Origin of the sequence: Pseudomonas sp. GL-RE-26 (genome assembly GCF_019956275.1) — a bacterium.
In the GTDB taxonomy this organism is placed as follows: Bacteria; Pseudomonadota; Gammaproteobacteria; order Pseudomonadales; family Pseudomonadaceae; genus Aquipseudomonas; species Aquipseudomonas grandcourensis.
This window is the reverse complement of the sequence record NZ_JAHBDI010000001.1, coordinates 37,371-54,876: the sequence shown is the minus strand read 5'-3', so window position 1 is coordinate 54,876 and position 17,506 is coordinate 37,371. Positions and strand designations below refer to the sequence as shown.

Genomic DNA, 17,506 nt, shown 5'->3' with positions numbered 1-17,506 from the left:
ATGTCACGGCAAAAGTAGTTAGCCTGCTTTCTTTTATCCCAACGCCGCGCCATGATGCAGTTCTCCCACCGCCGCCCGCGAACGAGCCCTCATGTCTGTGCAGCAAGTGCCTCCGCAAAGCTCCACGGCGATCACCCTGCAGATCGTCTCCATCGTCTTCTATACCTTTGTTGCCTTCCTTTGCATCGGACTGCCGATTGCGGTATTGCCGGGTTATGTCCACGAACAACTTGGGTTCAGCGCTATCGTGGCCGGGCTGACCATCGGCTCGCAATACCTCGCCACCCTGCTCAGCCGCCCCATGGCCGGGCGGATGTCCGACAGCGTTGGCACCAAGCGCGCCATCATCTATGGCTTGTCGGGGATTGTGCTCAGCGGTGTGCTGACCTTGCTGTCGACCCTGTTGCAAGGCCTTCCCTTGCTCAGCCTGCTGATCCTGATCGCCGGGCGCCTGCTGCTGGGGATCGCCCAAGGGTTGATCGGCGTCGGCACCATCAGTTGGTGCATGGGCCAGGTGGGCGCCGAGCATACCGCGCGGTCGATTTCCTGGAACGGCATCGCGTCCTATGGGGCGATTGCCATTGGCGCGCCGCTGGGCGTGGTCATGGTGCAACAACTGGGTTTCGCCAGCCTGGGCATTGCCCTGTCGCTGCTGGCCCTGGCTGCACTGCTGCTGATTCGCAACAAGCCTTCGGTGCCGGTGGTGCGCGGTGAACGCTTGCCGTTCTGGGCCGTGTTCGGACGCATTGCGCCGTTTGGCGCGAGCCTGAGCCTGGCGTCCATTGGCTATGGCACCCTGACGACCTTTATCACCTTGTATTACGTCAATCGCGGCTGGACTGGCGCGGCCTACTGCCTGACCGTGTTCGGCGTGTGTTTCATTCTGTCGCGGCTGCTGTTCATATCCGCCATCAGTCGTTTTGGCGGGTTCACATCAGCCATTGCCTGCATGTGCATCGAGACAGTTGGCCTGGTGCTGTTGTGGCTGGCACCGTCGACCGGGTACGCGCTCATTGGCGCCGGCCTGACCGGATTCGGCCTGTCCCTGGTGTACCCGGCACTAGGTGTCGAGGCCATCAAACAGGTGCCCAACTCCAGCCGGGGCGCGGGACTGAGTGCTTATGCGGTGTTTTTCGACCTGGCGCTAGCCATCGCCGGCCCGTTGATGGGTGCAGTGGCGTTGAACCTGGGTTATGCGTGGATTTTCTTCAGTGCGGCGTTGTTGTCGGTGACGGGCCTGGGGCTGACGTTGCTGCTCAAGAGCCGTTCGATGACGTAAGCCTTGGTACTGACCACAGGGTTTTGTGCAAACTACTGATCGGCAGTCTGCATCCCGGCCCGGGTCGGCCTGCCCAGGGTGCGCGAGAAAAAGCTTCCGGCTTCGGAGATCAGATTGCGGTGAATGTCTTGCCGGTCGACGCCATCGGCATCGGTGCACAGCGCGGGCATGATCACGATCTGCTCGTCATTGCACGGCGCCATGAAGATGAAGTGCCCTGCCCCGGCCAGCAGCTTGAAGTCAGGCGCTGTCGGCAGTTTGCGCGCCAGTGCCGCAGCGTTCTTGTCGACAGCCACCAGCTTGTCGCCATCACCGCTGTAAAGCAGTACCGGCACATGCACATCGGCCAGGGTGTGGCGGCCGAACTTCAGGCTCAACGGCGCCATCAGCATCAAGGCGTGGACGCGAGGATCGGCCACCGGTTGCAGGTCATCGCGGTCGACAATCAATTCGCCCTGGGTGTTGCAGGCATCGTGGTCATCCGGGCGCTCCTGGCAGTACCGGCGCAGGCGATCCAGGTCCGGGGTGGCGCCGGATAGAATCAATGCGGTCTCGCCACCGGCCGAATAACCGATGACCCCCACCTGGTCGGCGTTGACGAACGGCGACAGCATACGATCGCCCAAGGTCGCGGTAATGGCTTCGGAAATCTGGATCGGCCGGCCGTACAGGTTACTCAAAGTACCGAGTCGGCTGTGGTCCCTGGAGTTGTCACCGGGGTGAATCACCGCCACCACGACAAAACCTTTGCGCGCCAGCGACGTGGCAAGGTCGTGCAGGGCCAGGGGGGTGCCGGTGTTTCCGTGGGACAGCATCAGCATCGGGAACCGGCCGATGGCGACCTTGATGTCCTCCCCGGCTTCGACGGTGTAACCCTCGAGCTTGCTGGTGTGCTCCCGATCACTGGAAGGATAGAAGGCGATGGCGCGCATCGGCTGCAGGTCCAGCGGGTCGAGAAAAGTCATCTCATGGAAGCCGACGCTCCAGTGAGGATGTGGTGCAGGTGCGGCGCGCACTGTATTCAGGCTGCTGAGCAGGCAAATCAGTAAAGCTGCACAAAGACGCATCATGGATGCCCCACCTTGTTACCGGACTTGAGACGTACGCCCTGGACTGCATAACTCGGGCCACAATCTGAAACGACCAGAAACAAAAAACTCCGTAGCTGGTACTTGCGTAACCAGAATACAGAGTTTTTTGGGGTTTACCTGAACGGTTGCTTACTTTTACGCAAGCCTTACGCAGCGGCGAACAACTGCTCGCTGATCTGCGTGTGGGCAGCGCTCATGGCTTTGTTGCGCACGTCGTCACCGTAAGCCAGGCCTTCGGCGCGGACGATTTCGATGTCGGTGATGCCGATGAAACCGAACAGCAACTTCAAATACTCTTCGTGGGCAACACCGGTTGCCTGACCGGCGTGCATACCACCGGAAGTCGAAACGATCACGACTTTCTTGCCACCGCACAGGCCTTCAGGGCCAGCTTCGGTGTAACGGAAGGTTTGACCGGCCACCGCGATGCGGTCGATCCAGGCTTTCAGTTGAGTCGGGATGGTGAAGTTGTACATCGGTGCGGCAATCACCACGGCATCGGCAGCCAGGAATTCGGCCAGGGTCGAGGCGCTCAGTTCGGCTTCGTGCTGTTGTGCGGCGTTGCGCAGTTCAGCGGTGGTGCCGGCGGCGACCAGGGTGGTGGCGGAGAAGTGGCTGATGGCGTCGGCGGCCAGGTCGCGGTAGGTCACCACGGCGGTTGGCTCGGCGGCTTGCCAGGCTTTGACGACTTCACCGCTCAACTGACGGGATGCCGAGTTGTCGCCCAGGATGCTCGAATCGATATGCAGCAGTTTCATGTGGGATCTCCAAGTGAGGATCGCCCACAAGGGCGATCTGATGGGACTAATCCTACAGGCGAAACCAATAGCTGATTAGGCGGTAACAATGCGATAGTTCGTCCCACAGATAGAACAATCGGATTCAAATCATGCAAGACCTCAACGACCTGTATTACTTCGCCAAAGTCGTGGAAGCCGGGGGATTCGCCGCGGCCGGGCGTTTGCTGGGCATTCCCAAGTCACGATTGTCACGGCGCATCGCCGAGCTGGAAGAGCGTCTCGGCGCACGGCTGCTGCAACGCACCACCCGACAACTGAAGCTGACTGCCGTCGGTGAACGTTACCTCAGGCACTGCCAGGCGATGTTGCTGGAGGCGGAAATGGCCGACGAGGCCGTGGCCAGCATGTCCAGCGAGCCCCGCGGGCGGTTGCGGGTGTCCTGCCCCGTCGGGCTGGCCCATGAAATATTGCCGGGGGTGATCAGCGACTTTCTGGAGCGGTTTCCGCAAGTCCAGCTGGAGGTGATGTTACTCAACCGGCGGGTCGACCTGGTGAACGAAGGCATTGACGTGGCCCTGCGCGTACGGGAACTGGGCGACGAAGACCCGCTGCTGGTCACCCGCCGCCTGCGTCAGGCGCAGATGCTGATGGTCGCCAGTCCCGGCTTCCTCGTTGGCCGTGAGATCACCCATCCCGAAGATCTGAAAAGCCTGCCGGTGCTCGGCGCTCTGGAAGCCGACCGCATGGTGCATATCCGCATGCTGGATCAAAAAGGCAAAAGTTGTGAACTGGCGCTCGAGGCCCGGCTGGGCATCGATGATTTTATCGTGCGCAAGGCCAGCACCCTCTCTGGACTCGGCTTTACGATGCTGCCCATGATGTATTGCGAGCAGGAACTGGAAAACGGCTCACTGGTGCAGTTGTTGCCCGACTGGTCGCTGCCCGGTGGCTGGTTGCAAGCGGTCTATCCTCATCGACGCGGAGTGATGCCGGCAGTACGCGCCTGGATTGACCATCTGGTCGAGTCATTCAATGCCTGTGGAGAACGAGTGTTATGAAAGCCGGACGGATGAGCGAAGAGGATGTCGCGAAATTCTGCCTTACCCTGCCCGGAGCACGGGAAGACTATAAATGGGGCGGCGTGCGGGTATTTTCGATTGCCGGGAACAAGATGTTCGCCTTGCAGGGCTTGCGAGGTGATTCCCTGGCCTTCAAGGTCGACAAGGATCTGTTTCTCGGTCATTGCGACCGCCCGGGGATTCATCCGGCGCCTTATCTGGCGCGCGCCCAGTGGATCATCATGGAAACGCCCTACCCGCTCGGCAGCGAAGAACTACAGGGCTTGCTGCGCCGCTCCCACCAATTGGTGGTCAGCAGGCTGCCAAAGCGCACTCAAGTCGGCCTGTTGCTTTAGCGCCTTGTCTTATCAGAACAAGGCGAACAGGTGTGCGCCAAGGAACAGGTGATCGATCCAGAACACCTGGTGCATCAGCACGATGATCCAGAACACCAACTGGTAGGAGACTTTGCGGGTTTTGTGCCGAAACGCTTGCTGGGCCAGCAAAGCGCCGGGCCAGCCACCAGCGAGTTCCAGCGCATGCAGGACATTCTCCGGCGTCCGCCATTGCTCGGCGCGGGCCTTGCGCTTGTCGCTCCAGTACAGGAAAAACGTCACGACGCTGACGATGCCGTAGGCCGCCAGGGGAATCAACGACACCCCGTGCAGCCATGACGATACCGAACCCGAAAGCGGCAACGCGCACAGGATTGCGAACACCAGCCACTTCAGCCGTGGATGGCGGATCTGTCCCCCGGGCTGGCGCCCGGGGTTATTGCGCGAGCTTGAGTCACTCACGGCTTGGCCGCGCTCCAGTCGACCCAGCCGAATTGCCAGGTCGCCAGGATGATCAGGCCGAACACAATGCGATACCAGGCAAACGCCGCATAACTGTGGTTGGCGATGAACTTGAGCAACCCGCGGACCGCGATCATCGCGAAGACGAACGCCGTGACGAAACCGATCGCGAACACCGGGAAGTCCGCCGGGACAAACAGGTGACGGTATTTATAGCCCGAGTACACCGCCGCGCCGACCATGGTCGGCATCGCCAGGAAGAACGAGAACTCGGTAGCGGTTTTGCGCGACAGGCCGAACAGTAGCCCGCCGATGATCGTCGAGCCCGAACGCGAAGTGCCCGGAATCATGGCCAGGCACTGGGCGAAGCCAACTTTCAGGGCGTCTTTCCAGGTGATGTCATCCACCGTTTCGGCGTGGACTTCATGCTGCCGGCGCTCGGCCCACAACATGATGAACCCGCCCACGACCAGCGCCGTTGCCACGGTGATCGGATTGAACAGGTACTTGTGGATCAGGTCGGCGAAGATCACACCCAACACCACGGCCGGCAAGAACGCGATCAACAGGTTCGCGGTAAACCGCCGTGCGCCCGGCTGGGTCGGCAGGCCGATGACCACGTCGAAGATCTTGCGTCGAAACTCCCATACCACCGCCAGGATGGCACCCAACTGGATAATGATGTTGAACGCCATCGCCCGCTCGCCCCCGAAGCCGAGCAGGTCGGCCACGATGATCTGGTGGCCGGTACTGGAAATGGGCAGGAACTCGGTCAGCCCTTCTACAACCCCAAGAATCAATGCCTGAAAGGCGGTCCAAAGATCCATCAATCCCCCAAAAGGCTATGCGCGCCGGCATGCCCCGTTAGTATTTTTCAAAAGCTTGAGTTGCGATCAGCCTAGCTGAAGCCCGCGCATCAAGGATCACCACAGAACCGTCAAAATCCTGTGAAAAAACAATCCTGATCCGGGATTAACCGTGCGGGGCCGAAATCCTATCAGACAAGTCCGATTAGCGCTGCCGCGTTATCGCGTGCCAATGAAGCACACCTTGCGCCACGGGATTCCCGACGCCAATCCGGTTACAATCCGCCCCCTTTTCGATTTTCCCAAGGAGCCTCCATGTCCGGGCTTGAACTGTTTGCCGCCGCCCTCGGTGTCATTGCCGTCTGGCTGACGGTCAAACAGAACCCCTGGTGCTGGCCCATCGGCCTGGTCATGGTGCTGCTCTATAGCTGGATCTTTTTTGAGGTGAAGCTGTATTCGGACATGTTGCTGCAAGTCGTCTATGCCGCCCTGCAGCTTTACGGCTGGTGGCAGTGGACACGGGTAGGTGAAACGACCCATGGCCGTGAAGTCAGTCGACTCGATGCCCGCCCCATGGCGTTGAGCCTCGCCATTGGCGCACTCGGGAGCCTGTTGCTGGGGGCGGCCATGGCCCACTGGACAGACGCGGCACAACCCTGGCTCGATGCAGCACTGACCGGATTCAGCCTGGTGGCGCAAGTCTGGATGGCGCAAAAACGTCTCCAGTGCTGGCCACTGTGGATCACCCTGGATGTGATTTTCGTCGGGTTGTTCATCTATAAAGACCTGTACCTGACCGCCACCCTGTACGGGTTGTTCACCGTTATTGCTGTGCTCGGCTGGCGTGAATGGCGCGCCGATCCGGCGTTGCGCGCATGAAAGTCCTGGTACTCACCGGCCCTGAATCCAGCGGCAAAAGCTGGCTGGCGGCCGAGTTGCAACAGCGTTTCGGCGGGGTTCTGGTCGACGAGTATGTGCGCTGGTTCATCGAGCAGAATCCGCGGGACACCACCTTGGCCGACATTCCGGACATCGCCCGCGGTCAATTGGCATGGGAGGACGAAGCGCGGGCGCAACAGCCGCCGTTGCTCATCCTCGACACGCACCTGCTGAGCAATATCCTCTGGAGCCAAACCCTGTTTGGCGACTGCCCCGCCTGGATCGAACAAGCACTATTGGATCGGCATTACGACTTGCACTTGCTGCTGTCGCCGGAACACGTCGAATGGACGGATGACGGCCAGCGTTGCCAGCCCCGATTGAGTGAACGCCAGGCATTTTTCGACCAGACCCTGGCCTGGCTCGAGCGCCACGCACAACCGGTTCAAGCACTCCACGGAAATTGGGCCGAACGCCGATTCCAGGCACTGGACGCCGTAACCCGATTGCTCGGTGCCTGACCGGCGTTTGGGGCAAATTCCCCACCATCCCCCCCTGCCCCGGGGGAAAAGTGTCCGGCCCTGAAACACCTTCCCTACCTCAAACCACCCATTTCAGCGCCCTTCACCGCTTGAACATCAGATTTGTTAAGTCATTGATACAACGTCGCTGAAACCCTTGTTCCAGAGCGGTTTATCCACATTAGCAGGCTTCCTGCGCAGGGTTTTGTCTCACCTTTGAAACATTCTCGACAAAGGGAATCCGGCCAACATCCATAAGCCATTGAATCAATTAGATATTCAAAAACCGGCACAGCTTTCGCTCTCACCTTCATAAAGCCGACAAGGGTCAGCCCACATGAGAAGGTAACACCGTCGTGGGGATACTCAATAAACAAGCCTTGACGTGCCTGATGCTGATCGCGAGCGCTGCAGGCACGGTTTTCAGTTTCGACGCTAAAGCCGAAGGCAATGGCGTCATCGTGCTTGATCGCACCATTCACTCAACCCCTATCGGTCGCAGCGGCGGCAGAGATCCAAACCCCAACACCCTCAATGCCAACCCATCGGCCCGCGTCACCGGCGAACTCAGCGACGCCGACATTGCCGGGGTCACCACCGGAACGGCCCTTAACCACAGCAACGGGCAAAACCTGGGTGGCCTGCAAGGCCTCAACGTCGTCACCAACCCCAACGGGATGCCCGGCATGTCCGTCGGCCACGGTGGTGGCAGTGGCAGCGCGATTTCCGGAACCATCAACCGCGCCATGGGCAGCGGCCTCGGCTCACTGGGCAAAATGGCGGGGGGCCAATGAGATGAGTCGATCCCTGCTGTTACTAGCCCTGCTCGGCTGCACCGGCGTGATGGCCGATTCGGGCGTCAGTTCGGTGAACACCGCCACCCTCCGGGATTCCGGTACTCAATACCGCGGCAACTTCAACGTCAACCAGGCGGCTGGCGATCAACAGCAGCAGGCCAACGTCCGCGCGATCGCCATTGATACCCAGGCCGGTGCGACCACCAACGTCCAGCAGAAAATCACCACGCCCGCCAATCCGTCGATGGATGCAACGGCCACCATCGGCGGCGCCGCCTTCAGTAATGGCAATGGCGTACTGGGCGTCAACCAGGGCGCCGGGGCGAACAACCAGATGGCCAACGCCATGCGCGTCAGCATCAGCGCTGCACCGCAAGCCATCGACGATAGTGCCCTTTCTCAACAGAACGTGGCGTTGTTACCGAACGCGGGAGCAACTGGCCCCCCAAACGGCAGTCGCCAGGTCGTGACAAGCGACCAGGCCTTCACCGGCAGCCGGGGCGTGATCCAGGTGAACCAGAGCGCCGGGGTGGGGAACCGAATGGCTAACACCCTGAGCATCCGGGTCGCTGACTGACCCCGATACAGTGCGATCAAGGACGTACCAACACTTGACCAACTAATGAGCACGGAGAAACACCATGAACCCGACAACTGCTCTCAAACCACTGGCTTTCGCTCTGGCAGCAGTGATGGCATTCGCAGCACAAGCAGGCGGTCTGGATGATCACGAGCAGGGCAACGGCCAGAGCAATGGACAGGGCAACAACCATCAGCCCAAAGGCCCGACGCTGGAACAAATTCTGCAGATTACAGCAGGCGCCGGGGCCGTCGTGATGGACTCGCAGGAAAGCAGTGACAGCAGCGTATTGAACCGGGACACCAGGAACGACGCTAAAGTCGATAACTCCCTGAACAACTCCAACGGCAACATGGGAGCCAACGTTGCAGCCGGTAACGGCAACCAACAAGACAATGCCGCCGCCCTTGCCACGGCTGACGAAAGCTTCATCTTCGGCACCGCGGTCGCCGTCTCCAGCGCGACTCAGAAGAGCACCGGCAACGCCGCCAGGAACCACTCCAACACCAACAATACAACGCTCAATAATTCAGGCAACAGCGGTTCCGGCAACATCGGCATCAACGTGACCACCGGCGAGTTCAACCAACAGAAAAACAACCTGGCGATTGCCGTTTCGGGCGGTCGCGTAGCACAAGCGGCGGCGGCGGCCAACCAAAGCACGTCCGGGCTGAACGTCACCAACAACGCCAGGCATGACGACAGCACCCAAACCGTAGCCGTGGGTGTATTCGGCCTGGCTGGCGTAACCACTCAACAAGTGATAACGCCAGAGGGTTGGAAACCCCCTGTAACCAACAATGCTTCGATAACGGGTTCGATGAACAACTTCTCCGGCAACGGCGGAGCCAACGTATCGTCTGGTGTGGGCAACCAGCAAAGCAACTCGCTGTCCATCGCCGCGGGCTGCAAGTCTTGTCAGTAATCGCGATTGCAATGGAAGCTCCGGCGACGGGTTTTTTCCACAGTCCCAAGGCGTATCGATCATGCGTAAGACTGTCCTTTTCGCCCTGCTCTGCCTGTCTGGCCTGACCCAGGCTGCACAGATGCCGGTCGCCGCCCTGCCGGGTGGTGTGCTGGTGTACAAGCACGTACAGAGTTTACGCGAGCGCAAGTTCAGCGACATCGTCGAACAGAAAACCGATTTCAGCTGCGGTGCCGCCGCGCTGGCAACGATACTGCGCCAGGCCTATTGGCTCGACGTCGATGAAGAGCACATCATCAAAGGCATGCTGGTCACCGCAGACCAGGAACTTGTGCGTACCCAGGGTTTTTCCATGCTGGACATGAAGCGCTACATAGAACGCATCGGCATGCGCGCCCGGGGCTACAAGATCCCGCCGGAAAGACTCGAAGCAGTGACGATTCCGGTGGTGGTATTGATGGAAATTCGCGGCTACAAGCACTTCGTGGTGTTGCAGCGGGCGGACAAGAACTGGGTCTATATCGGCGACCCGGTACTCGGACACAAACGCTACTCCCATGATGACTTTGTCAAAGGCTGGAATGGCATTATCTTCGCCATTGTCGGTCCCGGTTACGAAAAAACCAATGCGTTACGCAGTCCTCCGGAACCGCTGACAGCCAAGAACAAGATGGATAACTTCAACCCGGTCAAAGATGCTGAATTGATGGATTTTGGTTTCATACAGAGCGACTTCTTTTAATCGCCAATAAGATGATAGGGGGCAGGACGCTCCGGGAGCAGCAAATGAAAACCTCGTATTGGGTGGTCGCTGCCTGTCTGGCAGCGACCACTTCAGGTTTTGCTGAAGAGTTCAGACCCATCGAAATCAAGGACCAGGAACTGGCCGAGTTGCGTGGCCGGTATGTGATGCCGGGGCGGGTCATCAGCTTCGGTGTTGTCATGAGCAGCACCTGGCGCAATGCCAGTGGTGATCTGATCGGAGCCTCCAGCTCGATGCAGCTTCAAGCTGCAACGGTCAAACCCGAGTTCTATGTTTCAACCATCAAGCAATCCGGTCATGGCGGTTCGCCCAAATCGGGTAGCGGTCACGTGTCGGGGGGCGATGGGCTGAGCACTTCCCGGGGCATAACCCAGGTCACAAGGGCCGCAGGCGATGGCAACAGCGCAAACAACAACATCGCCATCAACGTCAAGGAGGCCAGCACGGCCCCTGCGCTGGTGCCAAGCCAGGGCCAGGCGCTGATAGCCGGTCAAACCATTACCGGCAGCAATGCCGCAGGCAGTGTCGCCGTATCCGCGACCAGCGGCGGTGTTCAGATGGCCATTACCGCCAACAACAACCAGGGCACAAGCCTGCAACAAGTCGCCCAAAGCGGGTTGCTGCAAAACACCCGGTTGCTGGGCAGCAGCAATATGGTCGACAACATGACTCAACTCAACGTAGTGCTCAACAATAATGGCCCGAGTGCGGGTGCATTGGACTGCGACCTCAACCAACTCGCTGCATTACGGACCATGGGCTATTGAACTACGCTGAGTCTGGACCATTGGGCACAAATGGACGGCTTATTTCATGTACCGATCAGTATCACTGCGTGCAGTCGCATGCTTGAGTGCTCTACTCCCCGCTGCGATGTTGCAGGCAGCACCTGACCCGGAAATGGAGGCTCTCAAACAAGAGCTCCTGGAGTTGAAACAACGTTACGAAGTACAGCAAAAAGCCCTGGCGGTGCTCGAACAACGGGTCCGCCAGGTTGAGGACCAGCCCGCTTCCCCCCCTCCCAAACGCCTGGCCAAGTCGCCAGCGGACCTCAAGGGCAATCCAGGCGTCGGCACCGGCGCCGCGGCGGCCTCGGGGGGTGCCGCCGGGGGCAGCGGCAGCTCTTATGGACAATCGCTGGCCAATGACTCGCAACCGGCGCAAAGCGTTTCGAACCTGTATGACGAGGCCAGCGGGTTCTTCGGCGGCGGCAAGTTCAGTTTCGAAACCGGGATAACCTACTCCCGATACGATACCCGCCAACTTGTCCTCAATGGTTTTCTCGCCCTGGACTCGATCTTCCTCGGCGCCATCAACCTGGACCGGATCAAGTCCGACACCTGGACGCTTGACCTCACCGGCCGCTACAACTTCAACAATCGCTGGCAGTTCGACCTTAACGTACCGGTGGTCTACCGTCAGTCCACCTACCAGTCCGGTGGCGGCAATAACGGCACCGCAAACGTCACGACCGAAGATACCGTCAAGCAAGACCCGACCATTGGTGACGTCAACTTCGGTATCGCCTACAAATTCCTCGACGAGTCGGCCAACACGCCGGATGCCGTGGTGACCTTGCGCGTCAAGGCGCCTACCGGCAAAGACCCGTTCGGCATCAAGCTGGTTCGGGTGGCCGATAACTCAAACCTGGCCGTGCCTGAGTCCTTGCCTACCGGTAACGGCGTCTGGTCGATTACGCCGGGGGTCTCGCTGGTCAAGACGTACGATCCGGCTGTACTGTTCGGCAGCCTGTCCTACACGTACAACATGGAAGAGTCTTTCGACGACATCAGCTCCAACCCGGCAGTCAAGACACCGGGCAAGGTACGCATTGGCGACAGCTTCCAGATTGGCGCCGGTATCGCGTTCGCCTTGAACGAAAAGATGAGCATGTCGTTCTCGGTCTCTGACCTGGTGCAACGCAAAAGCAAGCTCAAGGAAGATGGCGGGGATTGGCAATCGGTGATCTCCAGCGATGCCAACGCCGGTTACTTCAACATCGGCATGACCATTGCGGCCACCGACAACCTGACCATCGTGCCCAACCTGTCCATCGGCATGACGGACGATGCCCCGGACTTCCAGTTCAGCCTGAAACTCCCTTACTACTTCTGACCCGAACAAAAAAACCGCTGCAATTGCAACGGTTTTTTGGTTTCCCACTGGAGTTCAGCGGATCTGGTGCTTGTGCAACAACCGGTAGAAGGTCGGTCGCGACACACCCAATACTTTGGCGGCGACACTCAGGTTATCGCTGTGGCGACTCAATACATCGCACAACGCCTGGCGTTCGGCCCGGGACTTGTATTCTTCGAGGGTGCCCATCGGCGCGGCGATTGTATGCTGACTGATCAACCCCAGATCACGGGCCTCGATCTGCCGGCCTTCGGCCAACACCAGCCCGCGACGAACGCGGTTGGCCAGCTCGCGAACATTGCCTGGCCAGTCGTGTTTGCCCATGGCAATCAACGCGTCGTCGCTGAAACTGCGTGGGCGGCGCCCGGTTTCATGGCTGTAGAAATGGGAGAAGTGGTTGGCCAGCACCGCCAGGTCGCCATGACGCTCGCGCAACGGAACGGTCGCCACCTGCAGTACGTTCAAGCGGTAATACAAGTCTTCGCGAAAGCGTTTTTTCTCGATGGCGGCTTCAAGGTCGACGTTCGTCGCCGCCAGAACCCGCACATCCACCGCAATCGGCTGACTGCTGCCGACCCGTTCGATGTGTTTTTCCTGGAGGAACCGCAACAGGTTGGCCTGCAACTCCAGTGGCAAGTCACCAATCTCGTCGAGAAACAGAGTGCCACCGTTGGCGGCTTCTATCCGCCCGATCTTGCGTTGGTGCGCGCCGGTAAATGCGCCTTTCTCATGGCCAAACAGCTCGGACTGGATCAAGTGTTCGGGGATCGCCCCACAATTGATTGCGATAAAGGGTTTGCTGTGACGCTGGGACAGACGATGCAGGGTTCGTGCGACCAGTTCCTTGCCAGTGCCGCTTTCACCGCGAATCAACACGGGAGATTCGGTTGGAGCCAGTTTGCTCAACAGTTTTCGCAGTTCACGGACAGGTTTGCTGTCGCCCAGCAATTCGTGCTCGGGCTGGTCAACATGGACCGTACCCTGCCCGCGCAAGCGTGCCATGCCAAACGCCCGGCCCAGCGTGACCTGAACCCGGGACACATCGAACGGCAAGGTATGAAAGTCAAAAAACCATTCACAGACAAAGTCGCCGACATTTTGCAATCGCAGTACTTCCTGGTTGAGTACGGCTATCCACTCGGTGCCGCTGCGGCTGATCAATTCCTTGACAGCCTCCGGGTGCGCAAGGTGAGAGGGCTGCAAGCGCAGCAAGCCCACATCACAGGTTCGGTCAACGGCGTTTTCCAGCGTGCAGCTGTCAACGTCCCAACCGATCGAGCGCAATCCAGGGAGCAGGCGATAGCAATCGTCACACGGGTCCACCACTAACAAACGTCGTAAGGCAGGCGCATCGCTCATGACTGTTCCTTGGCGCCAAATTTACGAAATTTTATTAAAAACAGTCATTTGGCAGACCTAACTGTAACATTAGCAAGAATTTGACAGGGCCTTGTACTGTTTGACTATAGGACTGCCATAAAACCAGTTATAAGTTGCGACTATGTTAGTCACCTAACGACTCTTTCCTTTCATTCAGCTTTCAACGTCAGGCTCATTCTTGAGCCTGTGAAATAAAGTGGAAATTTCTTTTGATTGTGTGTGACCCGAACCCCGGTTGCGGGCATCAGTACAAGTAACCAGCTGAACGGTAAGCCCAACCGTCGGCCTATCACTTGATTGGGCACACAGAGAGAAGACCCTATGAACGCCCCGCTCCGTATCAACGAAGCACTTCTGATTGCCGACCGCGCATTTAAACCATTCAAATGTGTGGCCTGGGCTCCACAAGACGGTAATGGCGAACTCAGCCTGACCGTAATCGACCGCACCAGCACCAGCATTGGCCGTAAGCAGATCCCAAGCAGCGCCTATTCCGATCCCGCGCAACTCGAACTGCTGCTGGAACAGGCTCGCGCCGAATTGAGCGAGGAAGGTTACACACTGCAGTCGTGGTCAATGCCGCACTAATCGTTTTGCGGATTACTCCGGGGTAATCCGCGCCCTTTTCCTGTGTTTAGTTCGCAGGTTTTTCTGGCCGCGCGCACTACTTGACACTCTTAATTCGAACTTTGCATGCACCTGATACTTTGCAGGCTCGCCATTGGTTCGAAAAGACACTGTTGTGGCACACAGCGACTCTCCGTCTGTTAGTTCTTGCAGTTGTGCATCTCCCCGTTCAGGGATTGAATATTCTCCTAATACAGTCGCCCTCCAAACTTCTGGATCAGGACGACTCGCAAGGAGATGCGGTGCATGTCAAGCCAGTCCGCTTTTGCCTACTCCGCCACCCGGAACAACGTAGGGGCCCTCGATACGACGTTTGCCGCCAACGGCAAAACCCAGGTCTATTTCGCCGACAGTCTTTTCAGCCTGGCCAATGACGTTGCGATCGATGCCCAAGGTCGCTTGCTGGTAGCCGCAAAAGTCGGCATGGCCGATGGCAGCCGCTTTGGCCTGGCCCGTTTACTCGCCGATGGTTGCGCAGACCTGACGTTCGGCAAACAAGGCAGTGTCATCGGGCAATTCGAACCGGGGTTCGAAGCCATGGCCACCAAGGTCCTGGTCTTGCCCGACGGCAATATCCTGCTGGCCGGCCTGCAATATGAAAACGCGCACCGCACGCTCCCGTCCCTGGCATTGCTGGATCAGGATGGCCGCCTGGTGCAAGGTTTTGGCGATAATGGCCGCCGTGTCGTGCGATTGCCTGGCGGTCTGTCCCTGGGCATGCGTGATAAATGGCTCCCTCCCGGTGTGCCGGGCGCAGAAGCCTGCGATGTGGCCGTACAGCAAGACGGCCGGATCCTGATCCTGGCCAACCATCACTTCGAACTGGCCGATCACGTCGGCATGTTGATACGACTGGATGTCGAAGGCTCGCTGGACTACTCGTTCAACGGCCGCGGCTTCGTGATGGTCCGGCACCTGCTGATGAATACCTGGCTCAGCAGCCTGACGGTACAACGCGATGGTCGAATCCTGGTCGGTGGATCGATCAACTTCCCTGAAGAAGGCTTGCTGGCACGCTATCACCCGGACGGTCGCCTCGACGACCGTTTTGCCGTGGACGGATTCATGACCTTCAAGGCGCAAGGACATGGCGCTCGGGTCAACCGGGTGGTTCAGCAAAACGAAGGCGACATCCTGTGTTATGGCAGCAGTTGCGAGCCAATGCACTGCCTGACATACAAAATGCACAGCAACGGCCGACCCGACACTCATTGCAACGGAGGACACCCGCAACGGCGGGATATCGGTTACAGCGGATGCCAGTGGACCGCCGCGCAGCTACAGCCCGATGGCAGTGTGCTGACGGCGGGCGCCACCATCGGCGGCGTCGAAGCAGACTTCATTCTCGGGCGATGCCTGCCCAACGGCCTTCCCGATCGCCATTTTGGCAAAGGCAGCGGCTATACACGTACCCGTCTCGGCCCCAGCCTGGATACCGCCACCTGTGTCGCCGCGCAAGCCGATGGAAACATCGTCGTTGGAGGCTATTCGCTGCACGGAAACTACAAGGCGGTCGTCGCTCGCTTCCAGGGATAAACACCGGCATTTTTCCTGCGCTTGATCTTCTGGTGCGCTTGCGGCAAGTTGCGCGCTTCTCAAGACAAGGAGCAGCCGATGTCCGGTTCAATGGCCCAGGCGTTCGCGCACAACTTTCTCGGGCACTCGCCCCGTTGGTACAAGGCCTGCATCGTCGGCTTTCTCATCCTCAATGCCCTGGTGCTCTGGACCGCAGGCCCGGTGGCTGCCGGCTGGCTACTGGTGCTGGAGTTCATCTTCACCCTGGCCATGGCGCTCAAATGCTATCCGCTGATGCCCGGCGGCCTGCTGTTGATTGAAGCCCTGCTGCTGAAGATGACCACGCCCCAGGCGCTGTACGACGAGTTGCTGCACAACTTCCCGGTGATCCTGCTGCTGATGTTCATGGTGGCCGGTATCTATTTCATGAAGGACCTGTTGCTGTACCTGTTCTCGCGCTTGTTGCTCGGGGTCCGCTCCAAGGCCCTGCTGGCCCTGATGTTCTGCTTTCTTTCGGCCTTTCTGTCGGCGTTCCTCGACGCCCTGACCGTGACCGCCGTGATCATCAGTGCCGCCGTAGGCTTTTACTCGGTGTATCACCGCGTTGCCTCGGGCAACGATCCGCGCCAGGACAGCGAGTTCAGCGACGACCAACATCTGCCCACCCTGCATCAGGGTGATCTGGAACAGTTCCGCGCCTTCCTGCGCAGCCTGCTGATGCACGGCGCCGTGGGCACCGCGCTGGGCGGTGTCTGTACGCTGGTCGGCGAACCGCAGAACCTGCTGATCGGCCATGAAATGGGCTGGCACTTCTCCGAGTTCTTTACCCGGGTTGCGCCGGTATCCCTGCCGGTACTGGTTGCCGGGCTGGTAACCTGCGTCCTGCTGGAAAAACTGCGCTGGTTCGGATACGGCACGCTGCTGCCGGATAACGTCCGTGCGGTGCTGGCCAACTACGCCGCCGAAGACAATGCCGAGCGCACCACGCGCCAACGCGCAGCGCTTCTGGTGCAAGGCTTTGCGGCATTGATTCTGATTGCCGGGCTGGCGTTCCACATCGCCGAAGTGGGCTTGATCGGCTTGATGGTGATCGTGCTGATCACCGCCTTCACCGGTATCACCGACGAACACCGCCTGGGCACCGCGTTCAAGGACGCCATGCCGTTCACCTCATTGCTGGTGGTGTTTTTCGCCGTGGTCGCGGTAATTCACGATCAGCAACTGTTCGCCCCGTTGATCCACTGGGTGCTGACGCTTCCGGCAGACCAACAACCGGGCATGCTGTTCATTGCCAACGGCCTGCTGTCCGCCATCAGCGACAATGTGTTCGTGGCGACCATTTACATCACCGAAGTGAAGCGCGCTTTCATGGCGGGCGAGATGACCCGTGAGCACTTCGAAACCCTGGCCATCGCGATCAATACCGGCACCAACCTGCCGAGCGTGGCGACGCCCAACGGTCAGGCGGCATTCCTGTTCCTGCTGACCTCGGCGATCGCACCGCTGGTGCGCCTGTCTTACGGGCGGATGGTCTGGATGGCATTGCCGTACACCGTGGTGATGGGCTTGCTCGGGTGGTATGCGGTGAGTTACTGGCTCTGACACTGCCGCC

Annotated in this window: 19 protein-coding genes; 14 read left to right on the top strand and 5 right to left on the bottom strand. The window is 59.2% G+C overall.

Annotation, left to right across the window (positions count from 1 at the left end; translation table 11 throughout):
• The first annotated feature begins 91 nt into the window (after positions 1-91).
• Entirely contained in the window at positions 92-1,279 is a 1,188-nt protein-coding gene (locus KGB07_RS00280) for an MFS transporter (RefSeq protein ID WP_223464085.1), read from the top strand.
• A gap of 32 nt (positions 1,280-1,311) precedes the next feature.
• Here the strand turns inward: KGB07_RS00280 and KGB07_RS00275 are convergent, their stop codons facing one another.
• Positions 1,312-2,349 carry an alpha/beta hydrolase family protein gene (locus KGB07_RS00275; protein ID WP_046042064.1) on the bottom strand — a complete coding sequence of 346 codons (1,038 nt, stop codon included), beginning with the start codon at positions 2,347-2,349 and terminating at the stop codon, positions 1,312-1,314.
• A 167-nt stretch (positions 2,350-2,516) separates the two neighbouring features.
• Positions 2,517-3,128 carry an FMN-dependent NADH-azoreductase gene (locus KGB07_RS00270; RefSeq protein WP_046042065.1) on the bottom strand — a complete coding sequence of 204 codons (612 nt, stop codon included), beginning with the start codon at positions 3,126-3,128 and terminating at the stop codon, positions 2,517-2,519.
• A 131-nt stretch (positions 3,129-3,259) separates the two neighbouring features.
• Here KGB07_RS00270 and KGB07_RS00265 point away from each other — a divergent pair, with 131 nt between their 5' ends.
• The gene (locus tag KGB07_RS00265) at positions 3,260-4,168 is read left to right on the top strand and encodes a LysR substrate-binding domain-containing protein (RefSeq protein WP_046042066.1); all 909 of its coding nucleotides are present in this window, start codon (positions 3,260-3,262) and stop codon (positions 4,166-4,168) included.
• Complete coding sequence (locus KGB07_RS00260) at positions 4,165-4,524, top strand: MmcQ/YjbR family DNA-binding protein (protein ID WP_046042067.1); 360 nt, start codon at positions 4,165-4,167, stop codon at positions 4,522-4,524. Before KGB07_RS00265 ends, KGB07_RS00260 begins: the two co-directional genes overlap by 4 nt.
• A gap of 12 nt (positions 4,525-4,536) precedes the next feature.
• Here KGB07_RS00260 and KGB07_RS00255 read toward each other — a convergent pair whose 3' ends face one another.
• Both KGB07_RS00255 and KGB07_RS00250 read right to left on the bottom strand, forming a co-directional pair.
• Positions 4,537-4,965, bottom strand: a complete 429-nt coding sequence (locus tag KGB07_RS00255; protein WP_046042068.1) for a DUF1294 domain-containing protein — start codon at positions 4,963-4,965, stop codon at positions 4,537-4,539.
• Positions 4,962-5,792 carry an undecaprenyl-diphosphate phosphatase gene (locus KGB07_RS00250; protein ID WP_046042069.1) on the bottom strand — a complete coding sequence of 277 codons (831 nt, stop codon included), beginning with the start codon at positions 5,790-5,792 and terminating at the stop codon, positions 4,962-4,964. The genes KGB07_RS00255 and KGB07_RS00250 overlap by 4 nt, the downstream gene beginning before the upstream one ends.
• Before the next feature lie 294 nt (positions 5,793-6,086).
• Between KGB07_RS00250 and pnuC the strand changes: the two genes are divergently transcribed.
• The 8 genes from pnuC (at position 6,087) to KGB07_RS00210 (ending at position 12,351) form a co-directional block, all read left to right on the top strand.
• Positions 6,087-6,650 (top strand): nicotinamide riboside transporter PnuC, encoded by a 564-nt coding sequence (pnuC, locus tag KGB07_RS00245; RefSeq protein WP_046042070.1) that lies wholly within the window; start codon positions 6,087-6,089, stop codon positions 6,648-6,650.
• Positions 6,647-7,171 (top strand): AAA family ATPase, encoded by a 525-nt coding sequence (locus tag KGB07_RS00240; RefSeq protein ID WP_223464084.1) that lies wholly within the window; start codon positions 6,647-6,649, stop codon positions 7,169-7,171. The genes pnuC and KGB07_RS00240 overlap by 4 nt, the downstream gene beginning before the upstream one ends.
• Positions 7,172-7,563: 392 nt before the next feature.
• Positions 7,564-7,965, top strand: coding sequence for a hypothetical protein (locus KGB07_RS00235; RefSeq protein ID WP_263290370.1), 402 nt, complete (start codon positions 7,564-7,566; stop codon positions 7,963-7,965).
• A 1-nt stretch (position 7,966) separates the two neighbouring features.
• Positions 7,967-8,545 carry an adhesin gene (locus KGB07_RS00230; protein WP_223464083.1) on the top strand — a complete coding sequence of 193 codons (579 nt, stop codon included), beginning with the start codon at positions 7,967-7,969 and terminating at the stop codon, positions 8,543-8,545.
• 64 nt (positions 8,546-8,609) lie between these two features.
• Positions 8,610-9,473: a heme utilization protein gene (locus KGB07_RS00225; protein WP_223464081.1), complete on the top strand. Its 864-nt coding sequence runs from the start codon at positions 8,610-8,612 to the stop codon at positions 9,471-9,473.
• A 61-nt stretch (positions 9,474-9,534) separates the two neighbouring features.
• Positions 9,535-10,215 carry a C39 family peptidase gene (locus tag KGB07_RS00220; protein ID WP_046042075.1) on the top strand — a complete coding sequence of 227 codons (681 nt, stop codon included), beginning with the start codon at positions 9,535-9,537 and terminating at the stop codon, positions 10,213-10,215.
• 44 nt (positions 10,216-10,259) lie between these two features.
• Entirely contained in the window at positions 10,260-11,003 is a 744-nt protein-coding gene (locus KGB07_RS00215; protein ID WP_223464079.1) for a hypothetical protein, read from the top strand.
• Positions 11,004-11,049: 46 nt separating this feature from the next.
• Positions 11,050-12,351 carry a hypothetical protein gene (locus KGB07_RS00210; protein WP_223464077.1) on the top strand — a complete coding sequence of 434 codons (1,302 nt, stop codon included), beginning with the start codon at positions 11,050-11,052 and terminating at the stop codon, positions 12,349-12,351.
• 54 nt (positions 12,352-12,405) lie between these two features.
• Here the strand turns inward: KGB07_RS00210 and KGB07_RS00205 are convergent, their stop codons facing one another.
• On the bottom strand, positions 12,406-13,731 hold the full coding sequence (locus tag KGB07_RS00205; RefSeq protein WP_223464075.1) for a sigma-54 dependent transcriptional regulator: 1,326 nt from the start codon (positions 13,729-13,731) through the stop codon (positions 12,406-12,408).
• Positions 13,732-14,073: 342 nt separating this feature from the next.
• Here KGB07_RS00205 and KGB07_RS00200 point away from each other — a divergent pair, with 342 nt between their 5' ends.
• The 3 genes from KGB07_RS00200 (at position 14,074) to nhaB (ending at position 17,496) form a co-directional block, all read left to right on the top strand.
• Complete coding sequence (locus KGB07_RS00200; protein WP_007970062.1) at positions 14,074-14,340, top strand: hypothetical protein; 267 nt, start codon at positions 14,074-14,076, stop codon at positions 14,338-14,340.
• Between the two features lie 285 nt (positions 14,341-14,625).
• Positions 14,626-15,915, top strand: coding sequence for a hypothetical protein (locus tag KGB07_RS00195; protein WP_046042079.1), 1,290 nt, complete (start codon positions 14,626-14,628; stop codon positions 15,913-15,915).
• Positions 15,916-15,993: 78 nt separating this feature from the next.
• Positions 15,994-17,496, top strand: coding sequence for a sodium/proton antiporter NhaB (gene nhaB / locus KGB07_RS00190; RefSeq protein WP_046042080.1), 1,503 nt, complete (start codon positions 15,994-15,996; stop codon positions 17,494-17,496).
• The last annotated feature ends 10 nt before the right edge of the window (positions 17,497-17,506 follow it).

What these genes read in the sequence shown, in the direction of transcription:
- KGB07_RS00280 (WP_223464085.1), top strand. Translation starts at nt 92, where the DNA reads ATGTCTGTGCAGCAAGTGCCTCCGCAAAGCTCCACGGCGATCACCCTG.
- KGB07_RS00275 (WP_046042064.1), bottom strand. Translation starts at nt 2,349, where the DNA reads ATGATGCGTCTTTGTGCAGCTTTACTGATTTGCCTGCTCAGCAGCCTG.
- KGB07_RS00270 (WP_046042065.1), bottom strand. Translation starts at nt 3,128, where the DNA reads ATGAAACTGCTGCATATCGATTCGAGCATCCTGGGCGACAACTCGGCA.
- KGB07_RS00265 (WP_046042066.1), top strand. Translation starts at nt 3,260, where the DNA reads ATGCAAGACCTCAACGACCTGTATTACTTCGCCAAAGTCGTGGAAGCC.
- KGB07_RS00260 (WP_046042067.1), top strand. Translation starts at nt 4,165, where the DNA reads ATGAAAGCCGGACGGATGAGCGAAGAGGATGTCGCGAAATTCTGCCTT.
- KGB07_RS00250 (WP_046042069.1), bottom strand. Translation starts at nt 5,792, where the DNA reads ATGGATCTTTGGACCGCCTTTCAGGCATTGATTCTTGGGGTTGTAGAA.
- pnuC (WP_046042070.1), top strand. Translation starts at nt 6,087, where the DNA reads ATGTCCGGGCTTGAACTGTTTGCCGCCGCCCTCGGTGTCATTGCCGTC.
- KGB07_RS00240 (WP_223464084.1), top strand. Translation starts at nt 6,647, where the DNA reads ATGAAAGTCCTGGTACTCACCGGCCCTGAATCCAGCGGCAAAAGCTGG.
- KGB07_RS00235 (WP_263290370.1), top strand. Translation starts at nt 7,564, where the DNA reads ATGCTGATCGCGAGCGCTGCAGGCACGGTTTTCAGTTTCGACGCTAAA.
- KGB07_RS00230 (WP_223464083.1), top strand. Translation starts at nt 7,967, where the DNA reads ATGAGTCGATCCCTGCTGTTACTAGCCCTGCTCGGCTGCACCGGCGTG.
- KGB07_RS00225 (WP_223464081.1), top strand. Translation starts at nt 8,610, where the DNA reads ATGAACCCGACAACTGCTCTCAAACCACTGGCTTTCGCTCTGGCAGCA.
- KGB07_RS00220 (WP_046042075.1), top strand. Translation starts at nt 9,535, where the DNA reads ATGCGTAAGACTGTCCTTTTCGCCCTGCTCTGCCTGTCTGGCCTGACC.
- KGB07_RS00215 (WP_223464079.1), top strand. Translation starts at nt 10,260, where the DNA reads ATGAAAACCTCGTATTGGGTGGTCGCTGCCTGTCTGGCAGCGACCACT.
- KGB07_RS00210 (WP_223464077.1), top strand. Translation starts at nt 11,050, where the DNA reads ATGTACCGATCAGTATCACTGCGTGCAGTCGCATGCTTGAGTGCTCTA.
- KGB07_RS00205 (WP_223464075.1), bottom strand. Translation starts at nt 13,731, where the DNA reads ATGAGCGATGCGCCTGCCTTACGACGTTTGTTAGTGGTGGACCCGTGT.
- KGB07_RS00200 (WP_007970062.1), top strand. Translation starts at nt 14,074, where the DNA reads ATGAACGCCCCGCTCCGTATCAACGAAGCACTTCTGATTGCCGACCGC.
- KGB07_RS00195 (WP_046042079.1), top strand. Translation starts at nt 14,626, where the DNA reads ATGTCAAGCCAGTCCGCTTTTGCCTACTCCGCCACCCGGAACAACGTA.
- nhaB (WP_046042080.1), top strand. Translation starts at nt 15,994, where the DNA reads ATGTCCGGTTCAATGGCCCAGGCGTTCGCGCACAACTTTCTCGGGCAC.